The sequence below is a fragment of the Sulfitobacter pacificus genome, from assembly GCF_030159975.1.
Taxonomy (GTDB): domain Bacteria; phylum Pseudomonadota; class Alphaproteobacteria; order Rhodobacterales; family Rhodobacteraceae; genus Sulfitobacter; species Sulfitobacter pacificus.
Genome location: NZ_BSNL01000006.1, coordinates 35,787 through 58,113 on the forward strand (window position 1 = coordinate 35,787; position 22,327 = coordinate 58,113).

The window sequence follows — 22,327 nt, forward strand, 5'->3', positions numbered from 1 at the left end:
AGATAGGAAACCGTTATGCGTGTGATCGATTTCTTCGACAGGGGTGTCGCAATCAACCCTAACGTGATCGCTTTGGAAGATGCTAAAATCGGCCGGAGTTACGGCGAAGTTCAGGAACGCACATATCGTTTCGCCAATGCCATCACTGCCGAAGGGTACGGACGCGACAAGATGGCCGGCGTTTACAGCCCCAACTGCGTGAGCGGCCTTGAAGTTATGCTGGGCTTGTTTCGTGCCGGCACGATCTGGGTTCCCGTCAATGCCAAGAACGGCGTAGAAGAAAACGCGTATATCCTGGATCATAATGATGTGGAGATTCTGTTTTATCACAGCGATCTTGCACCGGCGCTGGAACAATTGCGTGAACTTTGCCCAAAGATACAAAAATTCATCTGTCTGGATAAACAAGACGGCGCGGCACCATGGCTGGAAGACTGGATGGCCGCGGCCCCTTCAACCGATCCCGATGTGCCGCTTGGCCCTGATGATCTTGTCGGAATTTTATCCTCTGGTGGGACAACGGGGCGGCCCAAGGGGATCATGCTGACGCAGTTGAACTGGACCACGCTAATCGCGAACTATTATGCCAGTTTTGATGCCGGACCTGACCCTGTGCATTTGCTGATCACGCCTATGACCCACGCGTCAGGGGTGCTTGCCATTGCGTTGATGGCCGCTGGTGCGCGCAGCGTCATCCTGCCGGGATTTGATGCCGCCAACGTTCTAGACACAATTGAAAGCGAGGGAGTGACCCATCTGTTCCTGCCGCCGACCGCCGTTTACATGCTGTTGTCGCAACCGGAAGTTGCGCAACGTAGCTTTCCGTCATTGCGGTTCTTTCTTTATGCCGCCGCACCTATGGCCATTGACAAGCTGCGCCAATGCCTGAAGATTTTTGGGCCGGTCATGGCGCAGTGTTTCGGACAAGCAGAATCGCCGATGTTCTGCGCGCTGCTGACGGCAGAGGATCACAATGTTATCGGAGATCCGGCCCGCGAACACCGGCTTGCAAGTTGCGGCAGGCCCGCACTTTTGACACCGATGGCGATCATGGATGATGACGGTAACATTATGCCGCGTGGTGAGCATGGTGAAATTGTTGTGCGCGGAAATCTGGTGATGAAGGGGTATTACAAAAACCCCGAAGCAACCGCAGAGGTTTCCCAGTTCGGTTGGCACCATACCGGCGACATCGGGTATCTGGATGACGAGGGTTACCTTTATATCGTGGACCGCAAGAAAGACATGATCATTTCGGGCGGCTTCAACGTTTATCCCTCGGAAGTCGAGCAGGTGATCTGGTCGCATCCTGCCGTGCAGGATTGCGCGGTGATCGGTGTGCCTGACGAAAAATGGGGTGAAGCGATCAAGGCGGTGATCGAACTCAAACCCGATGCAACGGTGGAACCCGAAGCAATCATTGCATTGTGCAAGGAAAACCTTGGCAGCGTAAAGGCCCCCAAAACGGTTGACTTCTGGGATGAACTGCCGCGCAGCCCCGTTGGGAAAGTGCGCAAAAAGGACATCAGGGATACGTTCTGGCAGGGGCAAGCGCGCAGAATTTAGGGAGCAGAATTATGAACATCGCGTACATTTTGACACAGTCCGCGCGCGCCTATTGCGATCGACCTGCCGTCTGCTTGGGGTTGTCGACGTTCAGCACCTACACCCAATTACAGGACCGCAGCGCGGCCTTGGCCGCTGCGCTGAAACAGCGCAATCTGGTAAAAGGTGACCGTGTTCTGATCTTCATGGGCAACCGGCCCGAATATATCGAGATCCTGTTTGCCATCTGGACTGCCGGATGTGTTGCCGTTCCGTTGAATGCCAAACTGCACCCTAACGAAGTGACCTATATCCATGCTAACTGTGATGCCGCACTTGCCTTTACCGACCGGCCGGAAGACGTCGAAGGGTTTTCAGCAGTCATTGCGGTCGGTGGACCGGAATATAATGCGGCGTTACAAGCGTCAGCGGATTTGCAGCCTGCACACGCTGCGCAAACCGATCCGGCATGGATTTTTTATACCAGCGGCACGACGGGCCGCCCGAAAGGGGCGATACTGACCCACCGCAACCTCTGGACCATGACCACGAGTTTTCTGGCCGATATGTGTCCGGTTACGGAAATGTCGGCGGCGCTGCATCCGGCACCGCTGTCTCATGCGGCAGGGCTGTTTATGCTACCGTTTGCGCAGCGGGGCGCGGCGAATGTTGTGCCGCAAAGCGGTGGATTCGATCCGCATGAAATCGTGACGTTGCTGCATGAATATCCCCATTCATCTTTTTTTGTCGCACCCACGATGCTGACGCGTCTGACGGCCTGTCCTGCGCTTGACACGGCGGCCATCGAAAACCTTGATCTGTTGTTCTGCGGCGGTGCGCCGATTTATGTCGCAGACCTGCGCCGGGCGATGGCGCTGTTGGGCAACCGCATCTGGATCGGATACGGACAAGGCGAGGCACCATGTACGATCACTTATCTACCACCGCATATATTGAGCTGGGAAATTCCGGATAGTTGGCTGGGATCCGTCGGCATTCCACGCACCGGCGTCACGGTCTGTGTGGTGGATGAAACAGGCACACAATGCCCCCCAGATGTCGCGGGCGAAGTGATCGTCAGTGGCGATGTGGTGATGGCGGGATACTGGGGCAATGAAACGGCAACGGCGTCAGCCTTGCGGGACGGCTGGCTCCATACCGGCGACATTGGCAGCGTGGACGCCCACGGTTTCCTGACGCTCAAGGACCGGTCCAAGGACGTGATCATTTCTGGCGGGTCAAATATTTATCCGCGCGAGGTCGAAGAGGTGCTGCTGCGTCATTCCGGCGTGGTCGAAACTAATGTTGTTGGCCGCGAGGAGGCCGAATGGGGCGAGGAAGTCATCGCGTTTGTCGTGGCAGAGCCGGGCGTGACCGCACAGGCGCTGGACCGTTTTTGTCTGGATAACATAGCGCGGTTCAAGCGACCCAAGGCCTATTGCTTTGTTCTCGAACTGCCCAAAAGCAGCTACGGCAAAATACTTAAGACAGAGTTGCGCCAGATGCTGACCGACCCCGATACACAATTCGAAAAACCATAAAAAAGGAGACCCAAAATGACTGCCATTATTGCCGGTGTCGGCATGATCCCTTTTGCAAAACCGGGCGCATCGGCACCTTACGACGAGATGGGCGAGGTGGCGATCCGTCTTGCACTGGATGACGCCGGTATCGCGTTCGAAGACGTGCAACAGGCCTATGCCAGCTATGTTTACGGCGACAGCACAAGCGGGCAGCGTGTGATTTACCGCGTGGGCATGACGGGCATCCCGATTATCAACGTGAACAACAATTGTTCGAGCGGTTCAACAGCGCTTTTCCTCGCACGGCAGGCTGTCGAAAGCGGTGTGGCAGAATGTGTGCTGGCGGTGGGTTTTGAACAGATGGCCCCCGGTGCGTTGGGTGTTGTCTTTCCCGATCGCCCGTCACCGCTGGCGGAATTTGATGCCGCCACGGACCGGCTGATAGGGGACGTCGATCTGCCGATGACGCTTCGGTATTTCGGCGGTGCGGGCAAGGCGCATATGGAACGATTTGGTACGAAGATGGAGACATTCGCCAAAATTCGGGCCAAGGCTAGCCGCCATGCCGCGAACAACCCACTCTCGGTTTTCCGCAAGGAGATGACCACGCAGGATGTAATGGGTGCGCAGGTGATCTGGCCCGGTGTAATGACACGGCCAATGGCTTGTCCGCCCACCTGCGGCGCTGCGGCGGCGCTTGTGGTGTCCAAAGGGTTCGCTGAAAAAATGGGCCTTGATACAACTGTACAAATCCGCGCGCAGGCAATGACAACGGATAAACTGCTGGACCCTGAAACCGGCGACATGATCGAAGTGGTTGGCGCCAGGCTGAGCCGTGATGCCGCGCGCATGGTCTATGAAAAGGCGGGCGTGGGTCCTGACGATATCGACGTGATCGAATTGCATGACTGTTTCGCGCAGAACGAATTGATTTCCTACGAGGCCCTGGGGCTATGTGCCGAAGGTGATGGCGAAAAGTTGGTCGATGATGGCGACAACACCTTTGGCGGGAAATACGTCACGAACCCGTCTGGTGGTCTGCTGTCAAAGGGGCATCCACTGGGTGCTACGGGGCTGGCACAGTGTTTTGAGTTGACCAACCAACTGCGTGGAAAGGCAGAGAACCGGCAGGTCGATAATGCGCGGCTTGCCCTCCAGCATAACGTTGGGCTGGGCGGTGCGGCGGTTGTTACACTTTATGAAAGGATTACAGCATGACAAAACCACCAATGAGAGATCGTGACGATTTCGGCGTGGCACTTGTCACCGGTGCAGGTTCTGGCATCGGACAGGGGATTGCTTTGCGGCTGGCGGAGTTGGGCGCGAGGGTTGTTGTCACTGATATTGCCGAAACAGGCATAGCCGATACGGTCAAGCAGATCGAAGCGGCAGGTGGTACAGCGCTTGGGCAAAAGCTTGATGTGTCGGATCCGGCATCGGTGAATGCGGCATTTGACGAGACGGAACGCTGGGACAAATGCGTGGATGTGCTGGTGAACAATGCGGGTATCGTCGGGATTAATCCGTTCCTCGATTTTCCTTTGGAAGACTGGAACCGCGTTATGGCTATCAACCTGACAGGCAGCATGTTGTGCGCGCAACTTGCTGCGCGTGAAATGGTTCGTCAGCGATATGGCAGGATCATCAATATCACGTCGGTCAGCGGCATCCGCGCAGGGGTCGGGCGCACGGCTTACGGCACGTCCAAGGCGGCCTTGGTGGGGCTGACACGCCAGATTGCGCTTGAAGTTGCGGCGCATGGCGTCACGGCAAACGCGATTGCACCGGGCGCCATTACAACTCCGCTCACCGAAAGCACCTATACCGAAGAAACGGTTGCGCGCCTGTTGCCGATGATTCCGGCGGGTTACATGGCCGACCCTGCGGATATCGCGGCGGCAGTTGCCTATCTGGGCTCGCCTGATGCGCGATATGTGAACGGTGAAACACTGGTCGTTGATGGTGGATATGTCTGTGGCGGCATGATGCAGACTGGCTCGCTGGATCTGGGCACAAAAAGTTCGTCCTGAACACAAGGTGTCGCGCGGCGAGGCATTTTTTCATGTCGCGCGCATCATCGGGGAACGCACTATCTTGATGTCGCCGGATTGCTGATTCTCCGATCAAATCGGACGGGAGAAACCGACAACCTACAAGCCTATGTAACCTAACGTAAATTAGTTCTTGATTTGATTATATATTTTTGATTACTTACTGGTAAGTAAATAGAAAGACGCACGCATGACTCAAGCGAATGTACTGGTCGAATACCGTGGTCCGGTTGCGTGGCTGACGTTGAACAGGGCCAACAGTCTTAATGCACTTTCTGTCGACCTCATTGGGGAACTGCGCGCCGCGATAAGAGAGATCGCTGTGGCAAAACAGGTGCGCGCAATTGTGCTGACGGCTGCGGGGCGTGCGTTTTGCGCCGGTGCCAATCTGAAGGAAGTCCTCGCTGGTCTGGATGATGCCGATACGCAAAAGGGTGATTTTCTTGACGCTATCGGCGCGACGTTTCAAGCGCTGCGTGATTTGCCGAAACCGGTGATCGGCGGGCTGAATGGCATTACCGTTGCGGGCGGGCTGGAACTCGCGATGTGTTGCGATGTGCTGATTGCGGGCGAGAGCGCCAGAATTGGCGATGCTCATTCGAATTTTGGTGTGTTCCCTGGCGCAGGCGGCGCTGCTGTCTTGCCGTGCCGGATCGGACTCGCAAACGCGAAATACCTCTTGTTTTCGGGCCAAAGTCTACCAGCGCGCGAATTGATGCGCATGGGGCTGGTGCAGGAAGTGGTTGGTGATGACGCGCTTGAAGCGCGGCTGCACGAGTTCAGCCAGTTGCTGGCGACCAAAAGCCCGCTGGTCCTGTCGCAGATGAAGCGGGTAGCCAATGCATCCATCGAAATGACGCAGGTGGAGGCGCTGAAACAGGAACTTGCCGTGCTGCGCGAACATCTGAAATCCAACGATGCGGCCGAAGGACTTGCCGCATTCGGTGAAAAACGAAAGCCGGTTTTCACCGGCACATGAGCGGAGATTGAAATGACAAAAATTTACATTGCCGGGGTCGCGATGACCAAAATGGGACGCCTCGACGGGGCAACGGTAAAGTCGCTGACCTGCGAGGCTGTCGATGGCGCGATGGCGGACGCCGGCATTGGCAAGGATGACATTCAGGCTGCCTACTACGCGAACACAACACAGCGACATCTTGAGGCGCAGTTGATGATCCCGGGCCAGATCACCCTGCGCGAGATGGGATTTGAGGGCATCCCGATGGTAAACGTCGAAAATGCATGTGCCAGCGGGTCAACCGCGTTGAACCTTGCGGCTCAATTTCTCAAAGCAGGCGAGGGTGACGTGGCTTTGGCCGTTGGGGCCGAAAAAATGTGGACTGGTGACAAAGCTAAGATGTTCAGCTTTTTCGATGGCGCGTGGGATGTGTCCACCGTTGAGGAAAATACCGAAAAACTGATGGCGCTGGGCAAAGGCATCGACGTGCCGAATGACACCACTTCGGACAAGCCGTTTTCAGTCTTTATGGCGATTTACGGAGCGTTCGGGCTGGCGCATATGCGCACGTTCGGCACGACCCAAAAACAGATTGCTGCGATTGCAGCAAAGAACCACATGCATTCGGTTGAAAATGAAAAGGCGCAATTCCGCGCGCCTTATACCGTTGACGAAATATTAAGCGCACCACCGATCACTTATCCTTTGACCCTGCCAATGTGCGCCCCGATGAGCGATGGCGGTGCCGCTGCGGTTCTGATGACCGAGGCCGGATTGAAAAAGTTCGGGATCAGCCGGGATCGTGCCATCGAAGTGCGCGCCAGCGTGATCCAGACCGGATCAAACCGCGCGCCGGAGGATTATGAGAACCACCTGACCGCGATTGCGGCACGGCGGGCATATGAAATCGCCGGTATCGGTCCCCAAGACGTATCAGTTGCCGAAGTGCATGACGCAACAGCGGTGGGTGAGTTGATCCAGATCGAAAACCTTGGGCTGTTCCCATTTGGCGAAGGGGGTGCTGCATCCGAGCGCGGTGACACCTCCATCGGCGGGCGGGTGCCGGTGAACCCGTCGGGCGGGCTGGAATGCAAAGGCCACCCGATTGGCGCGACTGGGTTGGGCCAGGTTTACGAACTGGTATCGCAACTGCGCGGTGAATGTGGACCTAGACAGGTCGAAGGTGCGCGGATCGCCATCGCGGAAAATGGCGGCGGTTTGATCGGTATCGAAGAGGCCGTGGCCTCCATCCTTATTCTCGGGCGCTAGGAGCGAAAGATGTTCAAAACCGAAGAGCAGATAATGGCTTGCGATTCCTTGCGCCGGTTTCTGGATGACCAGATCGAACCGGAATACCTGAAGGTTAAGGATGCGCCGTTCGAAAAAGAAGTCATTCAGGGTTTCATGACGCGACTTGCCGAGTTCGGTCTGACATCGGCCCCGCATCCCGAAGAAGCGGGCGGTATGGGGCTGGATTGGACCACCCACCTGATGCTGTTCGAAGAGGTTGGTGTTACGGCAATAGATATCGCGCTGCCCATTCTGATCAACGTGGTGGCAGGTGAGATTCTGCTGAAGCTCGGGTCTGATGAGATTCGCAAAAAATATATCGGTCCGTTGCTTGCCGGTGAAATTACCGCGTCGATGGGCATATCGGAACCAAATGTCGGGTCCGATGTGGCCGCTGTCAAAACCCGAGCGCGGCGGGACGGCGATGACTGGGTGATCAATGGCGAAAAGACCTGGATCACCAATGGTCGCTTTTCGGATTTCCTGATATGCACCTGCGCCACCGATGAGGGCCTGACCCATATTCTAGTGGATCGCAAAGAGCATGGCTATGAAACCCGCGACATCAAAAAAATGGGTCTGAACGCACAATCCACGGCACAGATCTTTCTTGATGACGTGCGTGTGCCGATTGCAAACACGATAGGCGAGGTCGGCCGCGGCTTGCAGCAAACGCTTGTGGTGTTTGAACGGGCGCGCGTTCACATGGCCATGTGGGGAATCTCCCTGGCACGGCGCGCGTTGGAAGAGTCGATCAGATATGCGCAGGAACGCAACCAGCACGGCAAGCAGATAGCGGGTCACCAGCTCATCGCAGACAAGATCGCCGTAATGGCCACAGAGATTGATGCTGCGCGGCTTTTGACCCTCCGTGCCGCTGGCATGATCGACCGCGGCGAACGCTGCGACAAGGAATGTGCCATGGCCAAATGGTACGGCACGGAAATCGCAGTGAACGCAACGCGCCAAGCAGTGCAGATCCACGGTGGCAATGGTGTCACCACCGATTTTATCGTCGAACGGCTGGCGCGCGAGGCCATTATCGGGCCGATCCCGGACGGGACTACAGAAATACAAAAATTGCTGATCGCACGGACGCTTACCGGCGTGCAGGCATTCAAATAGGAGCGGTCATGGAAATCGAAGGCAAGACAATCATCGTCACCGGCGGGGCATCGGGTCTTGGCGCGGCGACGGCGAAATATCTGCGAGCACGCGGTGCCAAGATTGGTATTTTCGATATGTCGCAGGGCGCTGGCGATGCGCTGGTCAAGGAACTGGGTGCTTCAAACGCAATGTTCTGCAACGTCGATGTGACCGACGATGAAGGCGTGGACGCGGCAGTTGACGCCGTGGTTTCAAAATTCGGTGCGCTGCATGGGTGCATCAACTGCGCCGGGGTCGTCAGCCCGATGAAAGTGATCGACCGTGACGGCAAGGCCGCGTCGCTCGACACATTCCGCCGCACGGTTGATATCAATCTTGTCGGCACATTCAACGTAATGAGCAAAGCTGTTCAGCGGATGTTGTTGAATGAACCCGAAAACGGCGAAGAGCGCGGTGTTGTTGTCAACGTCTCCTCTGGTGCTGCGATGGAAGGGCAAATCGGCCAGCCGGCTTATTCGTCGTCAAAGGCGGGGGTGATGGGCCTTAACCTGCCTGCCGCGCGCGAACTGGGTGCCAAGGGCATTCGCGTCAACGCGATTGCACCCGGCCTGTTCGGCACGCCGATGGTCATGTCGCTGCCCGACAACGTGATCGCAAACCTCGAAGCCTCTGTCGAAGCGCCCAAGCGTGTCGGCCGGATGGAAGAATTCGCTCATTGCTGCGCCTTTCTGATCGAGAATTCATATATGAACGGCGAAACCGTGCGGCTTGATGCTGCCACGCGCCTGCAGGCGAGATAGGGCGATGCTGCAACGCTCAGGTCCCCTCAAAGGTGTACGCATTGTTGAAATGGCAGGTCTTGGCCCTGCGCCGTTTGCTGCGATGCATCTGGCTGATCTGGGCGCTGAAGTGGTGCGCATCGCGCGGCCCGGTCAGAAATTTCCGTTGCCGATTGATGCGAAATACAATCTGTTCAACCGCTCGCGCCGCAGCCTGACACTTGACCTGACAAAGGCCAGAGATGTCGACCGGCTCTGGCAGTTGATCGAACGTGCCGAGGTGCTGATCGAAGGGTTCAGGCCGGGCAAAATGGAAAAGCTGGGATTTGGTCCGGAACAGGTGCAGGCGCGCAATCCGGCCTTGGTCTATGGCCGATTGACCGGATGGGGACAGGAAGGGCCGCTGGCACATGCAGCGGGCCACGACATGAATTATGCCGCCATAACCGGTGCGGTTTGGGGTTTGGGCGATGCGGACCGCCCGCCACCTGCACCGATGAACCTGATCGCGGATCAGGGCGGCGGCGCGATGATGCTGAACGTTGGTATCCTTGCAGCCCTGACTCATGCGCGCGCCACGGGGCAGGGGCAGGTGGTCGATACGGCCATGACGGACGGGGTTAACCTGCTGATGACCATGCAGCACGGGTTGGTCGCATGTGGCGCTTGGTCTGATAAACGGTCTGGCGATTTTATCAACGGCGGCGTTGCGTGGTATCGTTGTTACGAAACGGGCGATGGCAAATATGTGTCCGTTGGATGTCTCGAACCGCAATTTTTTGCCGAACTTCTGGCACTTCTGGGCCTCACAGACGATCCGCGCTTTGCCGATCAATACGCACCCACCGCGCAGGCCAGTATGATGGACGCGCTTACGGAGATTTTCCTGACTGCGACCCAACAGGAATGGTGCGATATTCTGGAAGGCAGCGACGCGTGTTTCGCACCTGTGGTTTCTCTGGCTGACGCATCGGATCATGCGCATAATCGCGCCCGGGGCAGCTTTGTCACAGTAGGTGGCATCGAGATGCCGACGCCCGCACCGCGATTCTCGCGAACACAACCCGACACACCGACGACCGGAGATGCGGGAGAAATCAGCCTTGATGAAATCCTTGAACACTGGGGGAACAACGCATGACTGCCTTGTCTTTTGCCGATGCGATGCAGCTTTTTGTGGTCGGCCTGTCACAAGGGTGCCTTTATAGCCTGATCGCGATTGGTCTGGTGCTTGTGTATAAGGCGACTGAGCAGGTGAATTTTGCCCAAGGCGAATTCATGATGCTGGGGGCATTTGTCGGGTATCAGTTCATCGTGCTGATGGGGATGCCCTACTGGCTGGGTGCGATGTTGACATTGGTCTTCATGGGCGCATTCGGCTACGGCGTCGAAGCGCTTGTGGTGCGGCGCCTGACGGGCCAGCCGGTGTTCACTGTCTTTATCCTGACGCTGGCATTGGGTATCGCGCTCAGGGCGGTTGCAGGGATAATTTGGGGGTTTGGCAACTATTCGTTGCCTGCTCCGGTTGATGGCAATCTTACACTGGGCCCAGTGATCATTTCTTGGGCCAGCGTGTTGTCGATTGTTGTCACCGCGGTTGTCGCCAGCGCGCTGTACCTGTTTTTCCGTTACGCTCGGCAGGGTGTCGCCATGCAGGCGTTGTCCCTGAACCAGTTAGCAGCGTTCTACATGGGTATTCCTGTGAAACGGCTGACATCCTCGATCTGGGCAATGTCCGCGATCTTTGGCGGGATTGCCGGACTGCTCCTGGGGCCAATGACGTTGGTTTCGACGCAGATGGGTTTTATCGGGTTCAAGGCATTTGCAGGGGCAATTGTCGGTGGTTTCGGCTCCATCCCCGGTGCGGTGATCGGTTGCTTGCTGATCGGTGTGACGGAACCGTTTTTCGATATCATGTTCCCGACCCTCAAAGGAATTGGTGCCTACTTGATCATGTTCCTTGTGCTGTTGATCCGTCCGCAAGGCCTGCTGGCCCAAATTTATGCAAAGAAGGTCTAAGCCATGCGCGTAATTTTTCGCAAATCCTATGTTCAGGACATCCAGCTTTTCCGCGACCGTGGACAGGCATTCTGGTATCTGCTGTTTGCCGCGATCGCACTGGCCGCGCCGCTGTTTCTGGACGGCTATTTTCTGGATGAACTCTCATTCGTATTCATCTATGCTATCGCGGGTCTCGGGCTAATGGTGCTGACCGGATTTTCCGGGCAGGTGAGTTTCGGACAGGCGGCGTTTGTCGCAATCGGTGCCTACACTCACACGATCCTGCTGACCCGTTACAGCGTGCCGTGGCTTTTGTCGCTGCCGATAGCGGCGTTGGTGGCTGGGCTGGTCGGGTTGGCCGTCGGACGGATCTGCGGAAAGATGCACGGGCTGTATCTGGCGATTGCCACGCTTTCGATTGCGATTGTGACCGAACGGCTCATCGGTGGTGCGGGCGATTTCACAGGCGGTCATCGTGGCCTTTCGGTGCCGGAAATCAATATTCTCGGGCTGGCCATCGACGAAAGCTGGAAAGTTTATCTGCTGAATTTTGTCATCTTCGTGGGTTGTATCCTGATCGTTCGCAACCTGACACGCACAAGGTCGGGTCGCGCCATGATTGCGATCCGCGACTCCGAAGTGTCGGCGCGGGCGTTGGGAACCAATGTGGCCTTCTTCAAGGCATATGCGTTCTTCATCTCGGCAGTTTTTGCGGGCCTCGCGGGCGGGCTGCTGGCGCACGCCTTCTTCTACATCACGCCGGAAACCTTCGGAATGGGGGAATCCATCCGTCTGCTGTTGATGATCGTCGTCGGCGGGATCGGAACCATCCACGGCGCGGTTTTTGGGGCGTTCTTTATCGTGCTGCTGCCAACCGTGTTGAGCTGGGTCAAGATCGTGCTGCCCAGTGCAGTCGCCACGTCCGGCGGTTTCGATAGTCTTGCATTCGGTCTGATCCTGCTGGGGTTCATCCTGTTCGAACCTGACGGACTTTATGGACGCTGGACCAAGATCCATCACTATTTCAACGTGTTCCCGATGTACAAGAAGCGCAGTTTCCAGCGTCAGAAGACATTCCTCAAAACGGAGCGTTTAAGATGAACGGGTTGGAGATAGATAACGTATCGCTTTCCTTTGGTGGTTTGAAAGCGGTGGATGGCTTGAGCTTTTCAGTTGAACCGGGGTCGGTGTTCACCATCATTGGCCCCAATGGCGCGGGCAAAAGCACGGTGTTCAACCTCATCTGCCGGATTTACGATCCGTCGCAAGGCGACATCCGGTTCAACGGCAAAAGCCTGCGAAAAGCGAAATCCCATGAGGTAATCAACCACGGCATTGCGCGGACGTTCCAGAATATCGAACTGTTCGAACATGCGTCATTGCTTGATAACTTGCTGATCGGGCGCATCCGTCACGGCAAATTCGGGCCTCTGAGTGAGCTGTTTTTTACCCGTTCGCAGATGCGTCAGGAACTGGCCCACCGCCGCAAAGCCGAAGAAATAATCGAGTTTCTTGATCTCGAAGGCTACCGTCATGCACGGGTTGCGGATTTGCCGTATGGCGTGCGCAAAAAGACCGAAATGGCCCGCGCGTTGGTGTCGGAGCCAAAGATCCTGTTGCTGGACGAACCGTCAAGCGGACTGACCAGCGAGGAAACCGACGATACTGCTTTTGTGATTGAAGATATCCGCGAGGTCCTGGGTGTCACCGTTGTTATGATCGAACACGACATGAAACTGGTGAACAAAGTTTCGGACATGGTGCTGGCCATCAACGAAGGCCGGTTTCTTGCAAGCGGCAGCGCATCCGAAGTTCAAAGCGATCCCGATGTTCAGGCGGCATATCTGGGAGGGCAGGCAGCATGACCGAGGTACTGCGCGCCAGCAACGTCGAAACGATGTATGGCAGGGTGATGGCCATTCGCGGCATCAGCCTGACGGTCAAGGAAGGGTCGGTCGTTACGGTCATGGGCTCCAATGGGGCGGGCAAAACGACGATTTTGAAAACCATCTCCGGCGCGCTTGATCCGTTCAAGGGGCAGGTGGAATTTGAAGGGCGCGATATCACCGCGCTTGACCCAGATGTCATCGCGCGCGTCGGCATCGCCCATTCACCCGAAGGGCGCGAAGTGTTTTCCCTCTTGTCGGTCAAGGACAACCTGATGATGGGTGCCTATTGCCGCAAGGATCGCGATGAAGTGGCGCGTGACTTGGAAAAGGTGCTGGGCTGGTTTCCCGTGCTGCGCACCTTTCTGGAAAAGCAGGCGATCTATCTATCTGGCGGGCAACAACAGATGTTGGCTTTGGGTCGCGCGTTTATGCAGCGTCCGCGCGTGATGTTGCTGGACGAGCCGTCGCTGGGCCTGTCACCGCTCCTGATTTCCGAGATTTTCCAGATCATCAAACGGATCAACGTCGAAGAAGGCGTGACCATGTTGCTGGTTGAACAGAACGCCAGTGTTGCGCTGCCGGCCGCCGATTTCGGGTACGTCCTTGAAACCGGCCGGATCGTTATGGAAGGTGAACGCGACGTTCTCATGAAAAGTGCTGACATTCGCGAATTCTACCTTGGCATCAAAGCAGAAAGTGCGCGCGGCGACCGCCGCTGGAAAGCAAGAAAGACGTGGCGATGAACACAATGCAAGACCAATCCACCGCAGGATGGACGCCGCCGCCGGTCCAGATTGACGGCTGTGACACGTTCTCCAAACTGTTCCGGCAGAACTGCAAGAAGTTCGGCAACAAAATCGCAATCCGCGAAAAGGATTTCGGCATCTGGAAAGAATTCAGCTGGCTGGACTATTACGCATCCGCGCGCAGGGTCGGGTGTTCACTTATGGCGTTGGGCTACCGTGAAGGTGACGTGGCCGCGATCATTAGTGAAGACAACAAGGAGTGGGTGTTTGCCGACCTTGGCATCCAGTGCATCGGGGCCACGACTCACGGGCTATATCCTACTTTGCAGGAAAAGCAAGTTGCCTATCAGTTGAACGATAGCGGAGCGAAGGTGCTATTCGTTGAGGATGAAGAGCAGCTAGATAAGTATCTGGGTGTGGAGGACCAGCTTGATCATCTCGAAAAAGTTATCGTATTTGATATGGAAGGGTTGCGCAGTTTCCAGCATGACAAAGTCATAGGCTGGGAAGAATTTCTCGCACTGTCGGACGCTAAAATCGAAGAACTGAGCGTTGAATTTGAGCGCCGCGTTGATGCGGGCGATCCCGAAGATATCGCAACGCTGATCTATACGTCCGGCACAACCGGTGCTCCCAAAGGTGCCGCGATGTCGCACCGCTTCTTTCTAGCGCAATCGGATAATTACCCCGAATTGCCGCTCGGACCGGGCGATGAAGTTTTGACGTTCCTGCCGCTGTGTCACGCGGCCGAACGGATCCTGTCTGTCTGCGTGCCGATCCGTCACGGCATAACCATCAACATCGCGGAAAGCGGCGATACATTTGCCGCTGACATTCAGGAAGTCGCGCCAACATTCATCTTTGCGGTGCCGCGCGTGTGGGAAAAATTCTATTCCCGTATCAATTTTGTGATGAATGATGCCACCGCATTTGGCCGGTTTGCCTATGACCAAGCCCTGAAAACGGCTGGACGCAGGGAGGCATTGATTGCTGCGGGAAAATCTGTGCCGACGATGCTTAGGCTTAGGCATAAGGTGCTGGACTTTCTGGTGCTTCGAAATATCAGGGTCGAACTGGGACTGGCGCGCGCGCATACGATCGTATCGGGTGCGGCACCGATTTCAGCCCGACTGCTCAGCTGGTTCAATGCCCTTGGGGTGACAGTACAAGAGGCATATGGCCAGACCGAAACCGGCATTGTGACTGCAACCATACCGGGCAGATCACCGATCGGTTCCATCGGCCGGGCAATGCGCAATGTCGAAGCGAAACTGGCCGATGACGGTGAAATCCTCATTCGCTCATCCAGCAATTTTTCGGGTTATCTGAACCAGCCTGAAAAGACGGCGGAAACCGTGGTCGATGGCTGGGTCTATACGGGTGATGTTGGGACGATGGATGCCAATGGTGACCTAACTATTCTGGACCGCAAGAAGGACATCATCATCACCGCAGGCGGCAAGAACATTACGCCTTCGCAGTTGGAAAACGAGCTCAAATTCTCGCCCTATATTTCTGATGCGGTGATCATCGGGGACAAGCGCAAATACCTGAGCGTGCTGATCATGATCGACCACGAAAACGTTGAAAAATACGCGCAGGAAAAGCGTATCCCGTTTTCCAACTACAAATCCCTGTGCGCAAACACCCAAATCCAGGACTTGATCGAAGGCGAGGTGGAACAGGCGAACAGCGGTTTCGCGCCGGTCGAGCAGGTAAAGAAATTCCGGCTGATCGACGTACTTTTGACAGCCGAAGACGACGAGCTGACTCCGACGATGAAGCTTAAGCGCAACGAGATCGAGCGCAAATACAAAGACCTGATCGAAACGATGTATTGAAACACCAAAGGGAGAGACCAATGAAGAAACTAGCAACAGCACTTGCGTTTACCGCAATGACAGCCACCGGCGCGATGGCCGAGGGGCTGCAGGGCGTGACCGACGACATGATCACGCTTGGCACCTATACGGACCTAAGCGGGCCGTTGGCAGTCTGGGGTGTGCCCGAGGCGAATGGCCTGCGCATGCGCGTGGACGAGATCAATGCGGCGGGCGGCATTCACGGTCGCCAGCTTGAGATTATAATCGAGGACACGCAATATCAGGTGCCCCGCGCGATTCAGGTTGCAAACAAACTGATGCGCCGCGACCAGATTTTTGCGATGGTTGGCGCGCTTGGCACACCGATGAACCTAGCGATCATGCCGCAACAAATTGAAGCGGGAATTCCCAACATGTTCCCGATGTCGGCCGAGGTCGAGATGTATGAACCATTGGATCCGATGAAATACGCATTTTTTCGCAGCTATACAGACCAGTTTCGCGCGGGCGTTGCATACTTCAAGGAAAATGGTGATTTCTCAACACCCTGCATTGCGCAACTCGCAAATGAAGCTGGTGAATCAATGGCGCTTGGCGTCACGCAGCAATTGGCAGAGTATGACATGAAAGTCGCGGCCAAAACGGAGCATTCGGCAACCGAATCCGATATGCTCTCGTCTGTAACCACATTGAAAAACGCCGGTTGCGATATCGTGTTTCTGGCGGGTGGGGTGCGCGATACAATTCTAGTTGTTGCAACATCTAAAAAGCTTGGTTTTGAACCGACTTTCGTGACTGGAATGGTGTCCTATATGGATGCAGTTGCGACTGCCGCTGATGGCGCGATGGATGGTCTATATCTGGTATCGCCTTTTGTTTTTGCGAACGCAGGAGACTCCGAAGGGGAAGCAAAACGTATCCTGGAGAGTTACAGCGAAATTTACGGTGAAAAGATGGCCCCACAAGCGCAGCTTGGTTACGTTTTCATCGACCTGATTGCCGTGGCGCTCGAAGCTGCTGGTCGCGATCTGACGACCGAAGGATTTCTGGCCGCAACCGAAGCGATCACTAGCTATGTTGATCCGATCGGCGGCCAGTCGGTCAGCTTTGGCCCGGAAGACCATCAGGGCATCGAAAGTCTGATTATGGCAAAAGTCGAAGACGGTAAATGGACTATTGCGGCCCGCGGGCTCGACTACTAATCTGTCAGTGATAAATGCGGGCGGTGCTTCGGTTCCGCCCGTTGGTTTTGAAAGAGTAGCTTTGACTAGAATCCATTGGCACAAAAAAACCAAAGATGCCAAAGGCCAGCAAAAGCTGAAACGGCGGGCCATGCTCAATCTGGCCGCGCATTCGTTTTCAACAGTCGGATACAAACAGACATCGATGGATGACATCGCAGCAGCACTCGCAGTCACCAAGCCCGCGCTTTATTATTACGCCAAAAACAAAGAAGATATCCTGATGCAATGCGCCCGCATCTCGCTGGAGCGGGTCGAGCTATGCTTCACATCGGCAAAGGAAGTTCAGGGTAACGGGCTTGATCGTATCCGCGTATTCTTTAGAGTCTATGCGAACATGGTTGTGAGCGAATTCGGCTCTGCCTTGATGCGCGAAGCGCGGCGCAATCTGACCGGAGAAAATCAGAAGAATTTGCGTCAGACAATGATAGACGGTCAGAATTTTCTTGAAAGTATTATCGCAGAAGGGATCAAAGACGGTTCTATCCGCGATTGCGACTCAAAGCGCCTCGCACATGTGCTTTTTTCGGCCTTCAACCAGATGCCGATCTGGTATAATCCGAAAGGGCCGCTTAACCCAGAGAGTATTGCAGATGAAATGCTGGAACTAATCATCCATGGCGTGGGTGCGAAGAATACTTGATTCTAAATTTGTTGCCTATTCAAACAGCGCCGATTTTATTAAAGATTTAACATAAGATGGACTCTCGGATTTTTGAAGGAGCACTTTCATAATTAACATAAACTTCATTATGCGAAAAAGAACAAAGAATGAACACGGGTCCTCTTACCCTCACCGTGAGCTGAACACTAAGCAACCGCCCCCCAAAATGAGGTCTTCTTTCCATGAGACTGTTTCAAGCCATCAAGATAAGCCTCATGCGTATCAAATTGTGCGAAGTCGTCAACTCTCGCGGCTAGGTTCTTGCACTCACGCAAGTGACGCGCAGCATGGCGATACCGTTTGACCCGTGAATTTTGCAACGCAAAATCGATCAAGCCGCGTTTCAAAAGTGTGGCGGCCAGTGGATGGCGATCCTCAAGGGCGTCGGACACCGGTCCCAAAAGCTCATAGTGATTTCCATCAATCTCTGCGGCACGGTTTGTGATAAGAACTGCAGCCTGCTCAATCGCGGGCCAAGTCATCAGAAAATGGAGAGCTGTCGTGAAACTCTCAAACCCAAGCGCGTGTTCAAGGGCTCGGCTCTCTGCTTCGACGTCTTCAAAATCAGGTAGTCCGCTGAGCCATGCGCGTAGATGGTCTGCATTTAGGCTGCGTGCAAAACACGTCCACATAAAGTCCCGCGCCACCTCGGGCTGCCCCATCGCGCGCATCACGCTGATCCGGGTCACTTCCCAGTCATAGGGAATCCATCCGCGATCTTTCTCATCGGGCGCATTGATGGCCTCCCATGCTTCCTCAACCCGCCCCGCTTCAAGAAGACGACGCGCGATTTCAGCAGCAACCTGTGGTGCCTTTCGTGCCAGATCACTTTGTTGGTCAATGTAGGCGTCTACATCACCTTCGACATCCGCAATCTGCTCGAGCGCCATGCGCAGCGCGTAGTTGTTCGACAGATCAATTCCCGAAGTGGTGATCCCAGCTTTAAGGTGCTGCAATCCTTCTGAACCCAAGACTGAAGCAAGACCTGATATCAAAGTTGGATAATGCCCATAATCATCATCGGCCAAGGCCTCCAGCAACTGGTCTGCCAGGACAAGCGGGTCCGGCGCGGCAACCTCGGCCATATCGATCAAGCCTTCACAGGCTTCGTAAAAAATCGACTGCACCTTGCCCGTACTGTCATCGCAACGTTCATAGACCCCATTCGCAAGAGCCACGAACCGCCAAATCAGATCAAACGCCCCTGCTGGATCGACCGGCCCAACTTGAGAAACGATGGCGCGTCTCTGCATGTCTAAGTCAGCCGCGAAAGCATTGCGGCCCTGCCAGTCAATAAACGATCGTGATCTTGCAATGCTACTGAGCCGCTTGCGGATCTCCCGAGCGACATCTCCGGAACCGGCTTCGCTTGCCAGCTCCAGCCTCAGCTGCCGCTTTGCGTCAGCATTACCTTTGGTGATATCAAGAAGAAGGTCGGCCAACCGCTCAGCGCCGAGCGCCGCAAGGTTCTTTGTATTCAATGTAGTCTTCGAAGCCATGCAGGAAATTTAGGTCAATATGCAGCTCGAATGCCAGCCCCCTCCTCAAGTTTATGACCATCGCAGATTTGGGAAGACCTGCCCTTCGCTGCATAGCGCATGAACTGACACAGTGCGGACAAAGCGCACCTTCACTGCGGTCGCGCGAATGTCCGGATTTAAGAATTGCGACGTAGTGCCTCTAAGTTAGCAGTTCTACTACAGTGTATGCTGGGTTTACTCTATTTACTTCTCTCCCTCAGGTTCACGCGATTTCAAATAGGCGTGGAACAACTGCTGCTGTGTGCTGATGCCAAGTTTGGCATAGGCGTTACGGCGATGTGATTTTACTGTTGGTAGAGCAATGTCCAAACTTAAACTGATTGAAAGGCTGGAATGCCCTTTCAGGATCATCTGGATGATTTCAGCCTCTCTTGGCGAAAGGATATCGTTCCCAAAAGATGCCAAAGACCGTGATTTCGTTTGGTCCAATGGTAGATTATTAATGGAGTTCGATGCGAGCCTGAGAAACGCGGACCGTATCAGTGGCAAAACGCTTCGCAAAGCGTCCAAATCCGCATCGGGGATACCTTTCGATGCAGCGGCGCGGGCAAGGCTTATTTCACCCACCATGCCGTCTTCTAGTTCAACGAGCACGGACACTTCCCGAAGGCCTTGTGGCCACCCGGGCGTTCGGAAGCTTATCTCTTCAGCATCATCCGCAATAACGTCCGCTGTAGTCGCGCTCCAGTTATCAGGGGCGAGGTCGGCCATGCGGTAAACGCCGCCGCCGAGACCACCCCGTATGGCGTTATGAACGGGATTGATTTCAAAAGTGGAGGTGACATAGCGTTGCACTGCCGCTTTGGAAGAAAGATCAGCGTAGCTGTCAGCCAAGTAGACAGGCGATGCATTTGGTCGGTTCAGCACGGCAAATGCCGCCTCGCAAGGGTACAAAGCAGATACGGCCTCGATAAAACGGTCGGCGCCTGATTGGCCATCGATGACGCTTGCCAGCTTTTCGCTGAAGGCTTGGAAACTTGTCTGCGGCACGGCTATCGGCACTTTCCTTTGTAGAGTCATCCTTTGGGATGATGGCGTTGTCTGGCTTGCTTAGCTAGCAAGGCCAAAAAGGATTAACGCAATGGCAAACACCCCAATTACTCTCGACAGAGAAACCGTTTCTAACGCATTGGGCAAGATCGATATTGTTGAAGCAATGCGAGACCTTTTCACAGAGCTTGGACAAGATCGTGCAGTTCAACCGCCGCAGACCATTACCGAATTTCCCCAAGGCGGTGATTTCATCACATATCTCGGGGCGCTTGGCGGCGCGGGCGTTTTTGGCGCAAAACTGTCACCCTACTTGCCGCGTGACGGCGGCCCCATCATCACCGCGTGGTCGGTTCTGATGTCGATGGAGACGGGCCAACCGCTGGCCTTGCTGGACGCGGGCGCTTTAACGACAGAACGTACCGCCGCGACGACCGCGCTCGCGGTTGATTTGCTCGCGCCAAATGATCGTCCCCTCAAGCTTGCGGTCATTGGTTCAGGTGCTGTGGCACAAGCGCATATGCGTCATGTCGCCGGGCTGCGCGATTGGGCAGATGTGCGTGTGTACTCGCCAAGTTTAGCGAGCGTGCCGGAAACACAGGCAAAATGGCAAGGACTACAATCCGGCATCACCTTAGCCGATACGGCTAAAGTCGCTGTCCAAGAGGCAGATGTCGTCATGCTGTGTACGTCATCGGGTACGCCTGTTGTGGACGTGGCCGATTTTGCCTCAAATGCGCTTGTCACCTCGATCAGCACCAATGTGGCGCGTGCCCATGAAGTTGACCCAGCATTTCTGAAGACCGCACAAGTCTATTGCGACTACCGCGCCACGACACCAAATGCGGCCGGTGACATGGTAATTGCGCAAGAAAGCGGATGGTCTGCGAATGATATCTGCGGCGATCTGGCAGAGCTTTGCGTTGCATCCTGCGCCAAACCTGACGCGGATCGCCCTGTCTTCTTTCGATCCATTGGCCTCGGCCTTGAGGACATCGCGATCGGCTACGCCGTCTATCAACACGCCACAGCGTAAAGGACCTACGCCATGCATATCGAACCGTTCAAAGTCGAGATCTGGATGAACGAGTGGGAAAACCACTGCACCTATAATCTTGCCGAAACCTGCGTTGCCAGCATCACGATTGATGAGTTGCTGCAAATGTCCGGTCGCAACAGCGATGATCTATCTGCGCTGCTGCCGATGAAAATGACCTACGGTGCGATCGAGGGTTCGACCCGTCTGCGGACTGCGATTTCGACGCTTTACGCTGATAAAGACATTGCCAATATCACTGTCACCCACGGGACCATCGCGGCGAATACGCTGGTGCATAAATCATTGGTGTCGCGCGGGGATCGGGTGGTTTCGATCGTGCCCACGTATCAACAGCATTACTCCATCCCTGCAAGCATCGAGGCAGATGTTCAAATCTTGCGCCTACGCGCCGAGGATGGATTCCTGCCTGATCTTGACGCATTGCGTGCCTTGGTGACGCCTGACACCAAACTGATCGCGCTGACAAACCCCAACAACCCCACCGGCGCGTTGATCGAACGCCCGATGCTTGAAGAGATCGCGCAGATCGCCCGCGAAGTTGGGGCCTATGTTCTTTGTGATGAGGTCTATCGTGGCACAGGGCAAACCGGCGATGGCATGACCCCGTCGATTGTGGACGTCTACGAGAAAGGCATCGCCACGGCCGGTATGTCCAAGGCCTATTCCTTGGCTGGCCTACGCGTCGGCTGGGTCGTGGCACCTGCTGAAGTGACCGAGAAGGTTCTGATCCACCGTGACTACGACACGATTTCTGTCGGGATGATCAACGACCATTTCGCGGCGATGGCCTTGGAAAACAAAGACAAACTATTGGCGCGTAGCCAAAAGATCACCCGCGACAACCTTGCGATCCTTGCGGAATGGGTCGCCGCACAACCGCGCATCTCTTGGGTCAAACCAAGCGCCGGAACGACGGCAATGCTCAAGATTGATGTGCCAATCACGTCGCGAGGGTTCTGCGTCGATCTTTTGCAGAAAACAGGTGTTATGATGACCCCGGGCGATGCCTTCGACATGGAGGGCTACGTGCGCATCGGATATTCCAACAGCACCGATGTTCTGAGGGCGGGTTTAGAAAAGCTAAGCACCTACCTGACTGAACTTTCTGAATAGTGC

General features: G+C 55.3%; 20 protein-coding genes. 18 read left to right on the top strand and 2 right to left on the bottom strand.

The annotated features are described in order from the left end of the window. The first annotated feature begins 15 nt into the window (after positions 1–15). From QQL78_RS19120 to QQL78_RS19195, 16 genes are all read left to right on the top strand, one after another. Positions 16–1,566, top strand: a complete 1,551-nt coding sequence (locus tag QQL78_RS19120) for an AMP-binding protein (RefSeq protein ID WP_067296559.1) — start codon at positions 16–18, stop codon at positions 1,564–1,566. Positions 1,567–1,577: 11 nt separating this feature from the next. Beyond that, the gene (locus tag QQL78_RS19125; protein WP_074647007.1) at positions 1,578–3,086 is read left to right on the top strand and encodes a class I adenylate-forming enzyme family protein; all 1,509 of its coding nucleotides are present in this window, start codon (positions 1,578–1,580) and stop codon (positions 3,084–3,086) included. Positions 3,087–3,101: 15 nt separating this feature from the next. Beyond that, positions 3,102–4,286: a lipid-transfer protein gene (locus QQL78_RS19130; RefSeq protein WP_009808028.1), complete on the top strand. Its 1,185-nt coding sequence runs from the start codon at positions 3,102–3,104 to the stop codon at positions 4,284–4,286. Further along, positions 4,283–5,098 (top strand): SDR family NAD(P)-dependent oxidoreductase, encoded by an 816-nt coding sequence (locus QQL78_RS19135; RefSeq protein WP_229678646.1) that lies wholly within the window; start codon positions 4,283–4,285, stop codon positions 5,096–5,098. The genes QQL78_RS19130 and QQL78_RS19135 overlap by 4 nt, the downstream gene beginning before the upstream one ends. Positions 5,099–5,309: 211 nt before the next feature. Next, positions 5,310–6,098, top strand: coding sequence for an enoyl-CoA hydratase/isomerase family protein (locus tag QQL78_RS19140; protein ID WP_009808030.1), 789 nt, complete (start codon positions 5,310–5,312; stop codon positions 6,096–6,098). 12 nt (positions 6,099–6,110) lie between these two features. After that, a complete protein-coding gene (locus QQL78_RS19145; protein WP_009808031.1) occupies positions 6,111–7,349 on the top strand; it encodes a thiolase family protein in 1,239 nt (412 codons plus the stop codon). A 9-nt stretch (positions 7,350–7,358) separates the two neighbouring features. Then, a complete protein-coding gene (locus tag QQL78_RS19150; RefSeq protein ID WP_009808032.1) occupies positions 7,359–8,495 on the top strand; it encodes an acyl-CoA dehydrogenase family protein in 1,137 nt (378 codons plus the stop codon). A gap of 8 nt (positions 8,496–8,503) precedes the next feature. Continuing rightward, positions 8,504–9,277 carry an SDR family NAD(P)-dependent oxidoreductase gene (locus QQL78_RS19155; RefSeq protein WP_009808033.1) on the top strand — a complete coding sequence of 258 codons (774 nt, stop codon included), beginning with the start codon at positions 8,504–8,506 and terminating at the stop codon, positions 9,275–9,277. A gap of 4 nt (positions 9,278–9,281) precedes the next feature. After that, positions 9,282–10,397: a CaiB/BaiF CoA transferase family protein gene (locus QQL78_RS19160; RefSeq protein WP_009808034.1), complete on the top strand. Its 1,116-nt coding sequence runs from the start codon at positions 9,282–9,284 to the stop codon at positions 10,395–10,397. Beyond that, positions 10,394–11,275, top strand: a complete 882-nt coding sequence (locus QQL78_RS19165) for a branched-chain amino acid ABC transporter permease (protein ID WP_009808035.1) — start codon at positions 10,394–10,396, stop codon at positions 11,273–11,275. Before QQL78_RS19160 ends, QQL78_RS19165 begins: the two co-directional genes overlap by 4 nt. Before the next feature lie 3 nt (positions 11,276–11,278). After that, the gene (locus tag QQL78_RS19170; protein ID WP_009808036.1) at positions 11,279–12,358 is read left to right on the top strand and encodes a branched-chain amino acid ABC transporter permease; all 1,080 of its coding nucleotides are present in this window, start codon (positions 11,279–11,281) and stop codon (positions 12,356–12,358) included. Further along, on the top strand, positions 12,355–13,122 hold the full coding sequence (locus QQL78_RS19175; protein ID WP_009808037.1) for an ABC transporter ATP-binding protein: 768 nt from the start codon (positions 12,355–12,357) through the stop codon (positions 13,120–13,122). Before QQL78_RS19170 ends, QQL78_RS19175 begins: the two co-directional genes overlap by 4 nt. After that, positions 13,119–13,889 carry an ABC transporter ATP-binding protein gene (locus QQL78_RS19180; protein ID WP_009808038.1) on the top strand — a complete coding sequence of 257 codons (771 nt, stop codon included), beginning with the start codon at positions 13,119–13,121 and terminating at the stop codon, positions 13,887–13,889. The genes QQL78_RS19175 and QQL78_RS19180 overlap by 4 nt, the downstream gene beginning before the upstream one ends. Continuing rightward, positions 13,886–15,733, top strand: coding sequence for an AMP-dependent synthetase/ligase (locus QQL78_RS19185; protein WP_009808039.1), 1,848 nt, complete (start codon positions 13,886–13,888; stop codon positions 15,731–15,733). Before QQL78_RS19180 ends, QQL78_RS19185 begins: the two co-directional genes overlap by 4 nt. Before the next feature lie 20 nt (positions 15,734–15,753). Then, positions 15,754–16,917 (top strand): ABC transporter substrate-binding protein, encoded by a 1,164-nt coding sequence (locus QQL78_RS19190; protein WP_039965744.1) that lies wholly within the window; start codon positions 15,754–15,756, stop codon positions 16,915–16,917. A 7-nt stretch (positions 16,918–16,924) separates the two neighbouring features. After that, positions 16,925–17,599, top strand: a complete 675-nt coding sequence (locus QQL78_RS19195) for a TetR/AcrR family transcriptional regulator (protein WP_284376186.1) — start codon at positions 16,925–16,927, stop codon at positions 17,597–17,599. 167 nt (positions 17,600–17,766) lie between these two features. Here QQL78_RS19195 and QQL78_RS19200 read toward each other — a convergent pair whose 3' ends face one another. Next, entirely contained in the window at positions 17,767–19,119 is a 1,353-nt protein-coding gene (locus QQL78_RS19200) for a DUF6880 family protein (protein ID WP_007120570.1), read from the bottom strand. A gap of 225 nt (positions 19,120–19,344) precedes the next feature. Beyond that, a complete protein-coding gene (locus QQL78_RS19210; protein ID WP_284376190.1) occupies positions 19,345–20,151 on the bottom strand; it encodes a helix-turn-helix transcriptional regulator in 807 nt (268 codons plus the stop codon). Between the two features lie 91 nt (positions 20,152–20,242). On the opposite strand from QQL78_RS19210, the gene QQL78_RS19215 reads away from it, so the two are divergent. After that, positions 20,243–21,187, top strand: coding sequence for an ornithine cyclodeaminase family protein (locus QQL78_RS19215; protein ID WP_152464275.1), 945 nt, complete (start codon positions 20,243–20,245; stop codon positions 21,185–21,187). Between the two features lie 12 nt (positions 21,188–21,199). Continuing rightward, a complete protein-coding gene (locus tag QQL78_RS19220; protein WP_152464276.1) occupies positions 21,200–22,324 on the top strand; it encodes an aminotransferase in 1,125 nt (374 codons plus the stop codon). The last annotated feature ends 3 nt before the right edge of the window (positions 22,325–22,327 follow it).

What these genes read in the sequence shown, in the direction of transcription:
- QQL78_RS19120 (WP_067296559.1), top strand. Translation starts at nt 16, where the DNA reads ATGCGTGTGATCGATTTCTTCGACAGGGGTGTCGCAATCAACCCTAAC.
- QQL78_RS19125 (WP_074647007.1), top strand. Translation starts at nt 1,578, where the DNA reads ATGAACATCGCGTACATTTTGACACAGTCCGCGCGCGCCTATTGCGAT.
- QQL78_RS19130 (WP_009808028.1), top strand. Translation starts at nt 3,102, where the DNA reads ATGACTGCCATTATTGCCGGTGTCGGCATGATCCCTTTTGCAAAACCG.
- QQL78_RS19135 (WP_229678646.1), top strand. Translation starts at nt 4,283, where the DNA reads ATGACAAAACCACCAATGAGAGATCGTGACGATTTCGGCGTGGCACTT.
- QQL78_RS19140 (WP_009808030.1), top strand. Translation starts at nt 5,310, where the DNA reads ATGACTCAAGCGAATGTACTGGTCGAATACCGTGGTCCGGTTGCGTGG.
- QQL78_RS19145 (WP_009808031.1), top strand. Translation starts at nt 6,111, where the DNA reads ATGACAAAAATTTACATTGCCGGGGTCGCGATGACCAAAATGGGACGC.
- QQL78_RS19150 (WP_009808032.1), top strand. Translation starts at nt 7,359, where the DNA reads ATGTTCAAAACCGAAGAGCAGATAATGGCTTGCGATTCCTTGCGCCGG.
- QQL78_RS19155 (WP_009808033.1), top strand. Translation starts at nt 8,504, where the DNA reads ATGGAAATCGAAGGCAAGACAATCATCGTCACCGGCGGGGCATCGGGT.
- QQL78_RS19160 (WP_009808034.1), top strand. Translation starts at nt 9,282, where the DNA reads ATGCTGCAACGCTCAGGTCCCCTCAAAGGTGTACGCATTGTTGAAATG.
- QQL78_RS19165 (WP_009808035.1), top strand. Translation starts at nt 10,394, where the DNA reads ATGACTGCCTTGTCTTTTGCCGATGCGATGCAGCTTTTTGTGGTCGGC.
- QQL78_RS19170 (WP_009808036.1), top strand. Translation starts at nt 11,279, where the DNA reads ATGCGCGTAATTTTTCGCAAATCCTATGTTCAGGACATCCAGCTTTTC.
- QQL78_RS19175 (WP_009808037.1), top strand. Translation starts at nt 12,355, where the DNA reads ATGAACGGGTTGGAGATAGATAACGTATCGCTTTCCTTTGGTGGTTTG.
- QQL78_RS19180 (WP_009808038.1), top strand. Translation starts at nt 13,119, where the DNA reads ATGACCGAGGTACTGCGCGCCAGCAACGTCGAAACGATGTATGGCAGG.
- QQL78_RS19185 (WP_009808039.1), top strand. Translation starts at nt 13,886, where the DNA reads ATGAACACAATGCAAGACCAATCCACCGCAGGATGGACGCCGCCGCCG.
- QQL78_RS19190 (WP_039965744.1), top strand. Translation starts at nt 15,754, where the DNA reads ATGAAGAAACTAGCAACAGCACTTGCGTTTACCGCAATGACAGCCACC.
- QQL78_RS19200 (WP_007120570.1), bottom strand. Translation starts at nt 19,119, where the DNA reads ATGGCTTCGAAGACTACATTGAATACAAAGAACCTTGCGGCGCTCGGC.
- QQL78_RS19215 (WP_152464275.1), top strand. Translation starts at nt 20,243, where the DNA reads ATGGCAAACACCCCAATTACTCTCGACAGAGAAACCGTTTCTAACGCA.
- QQL78_RS19220 (WP_152464276.1), top strand. Translation starts at nt 21,200, where the DNA reads ATGCATATCGAACCGTTCAAAGTCGAGATCTGGATGAACGAGTGGGAA.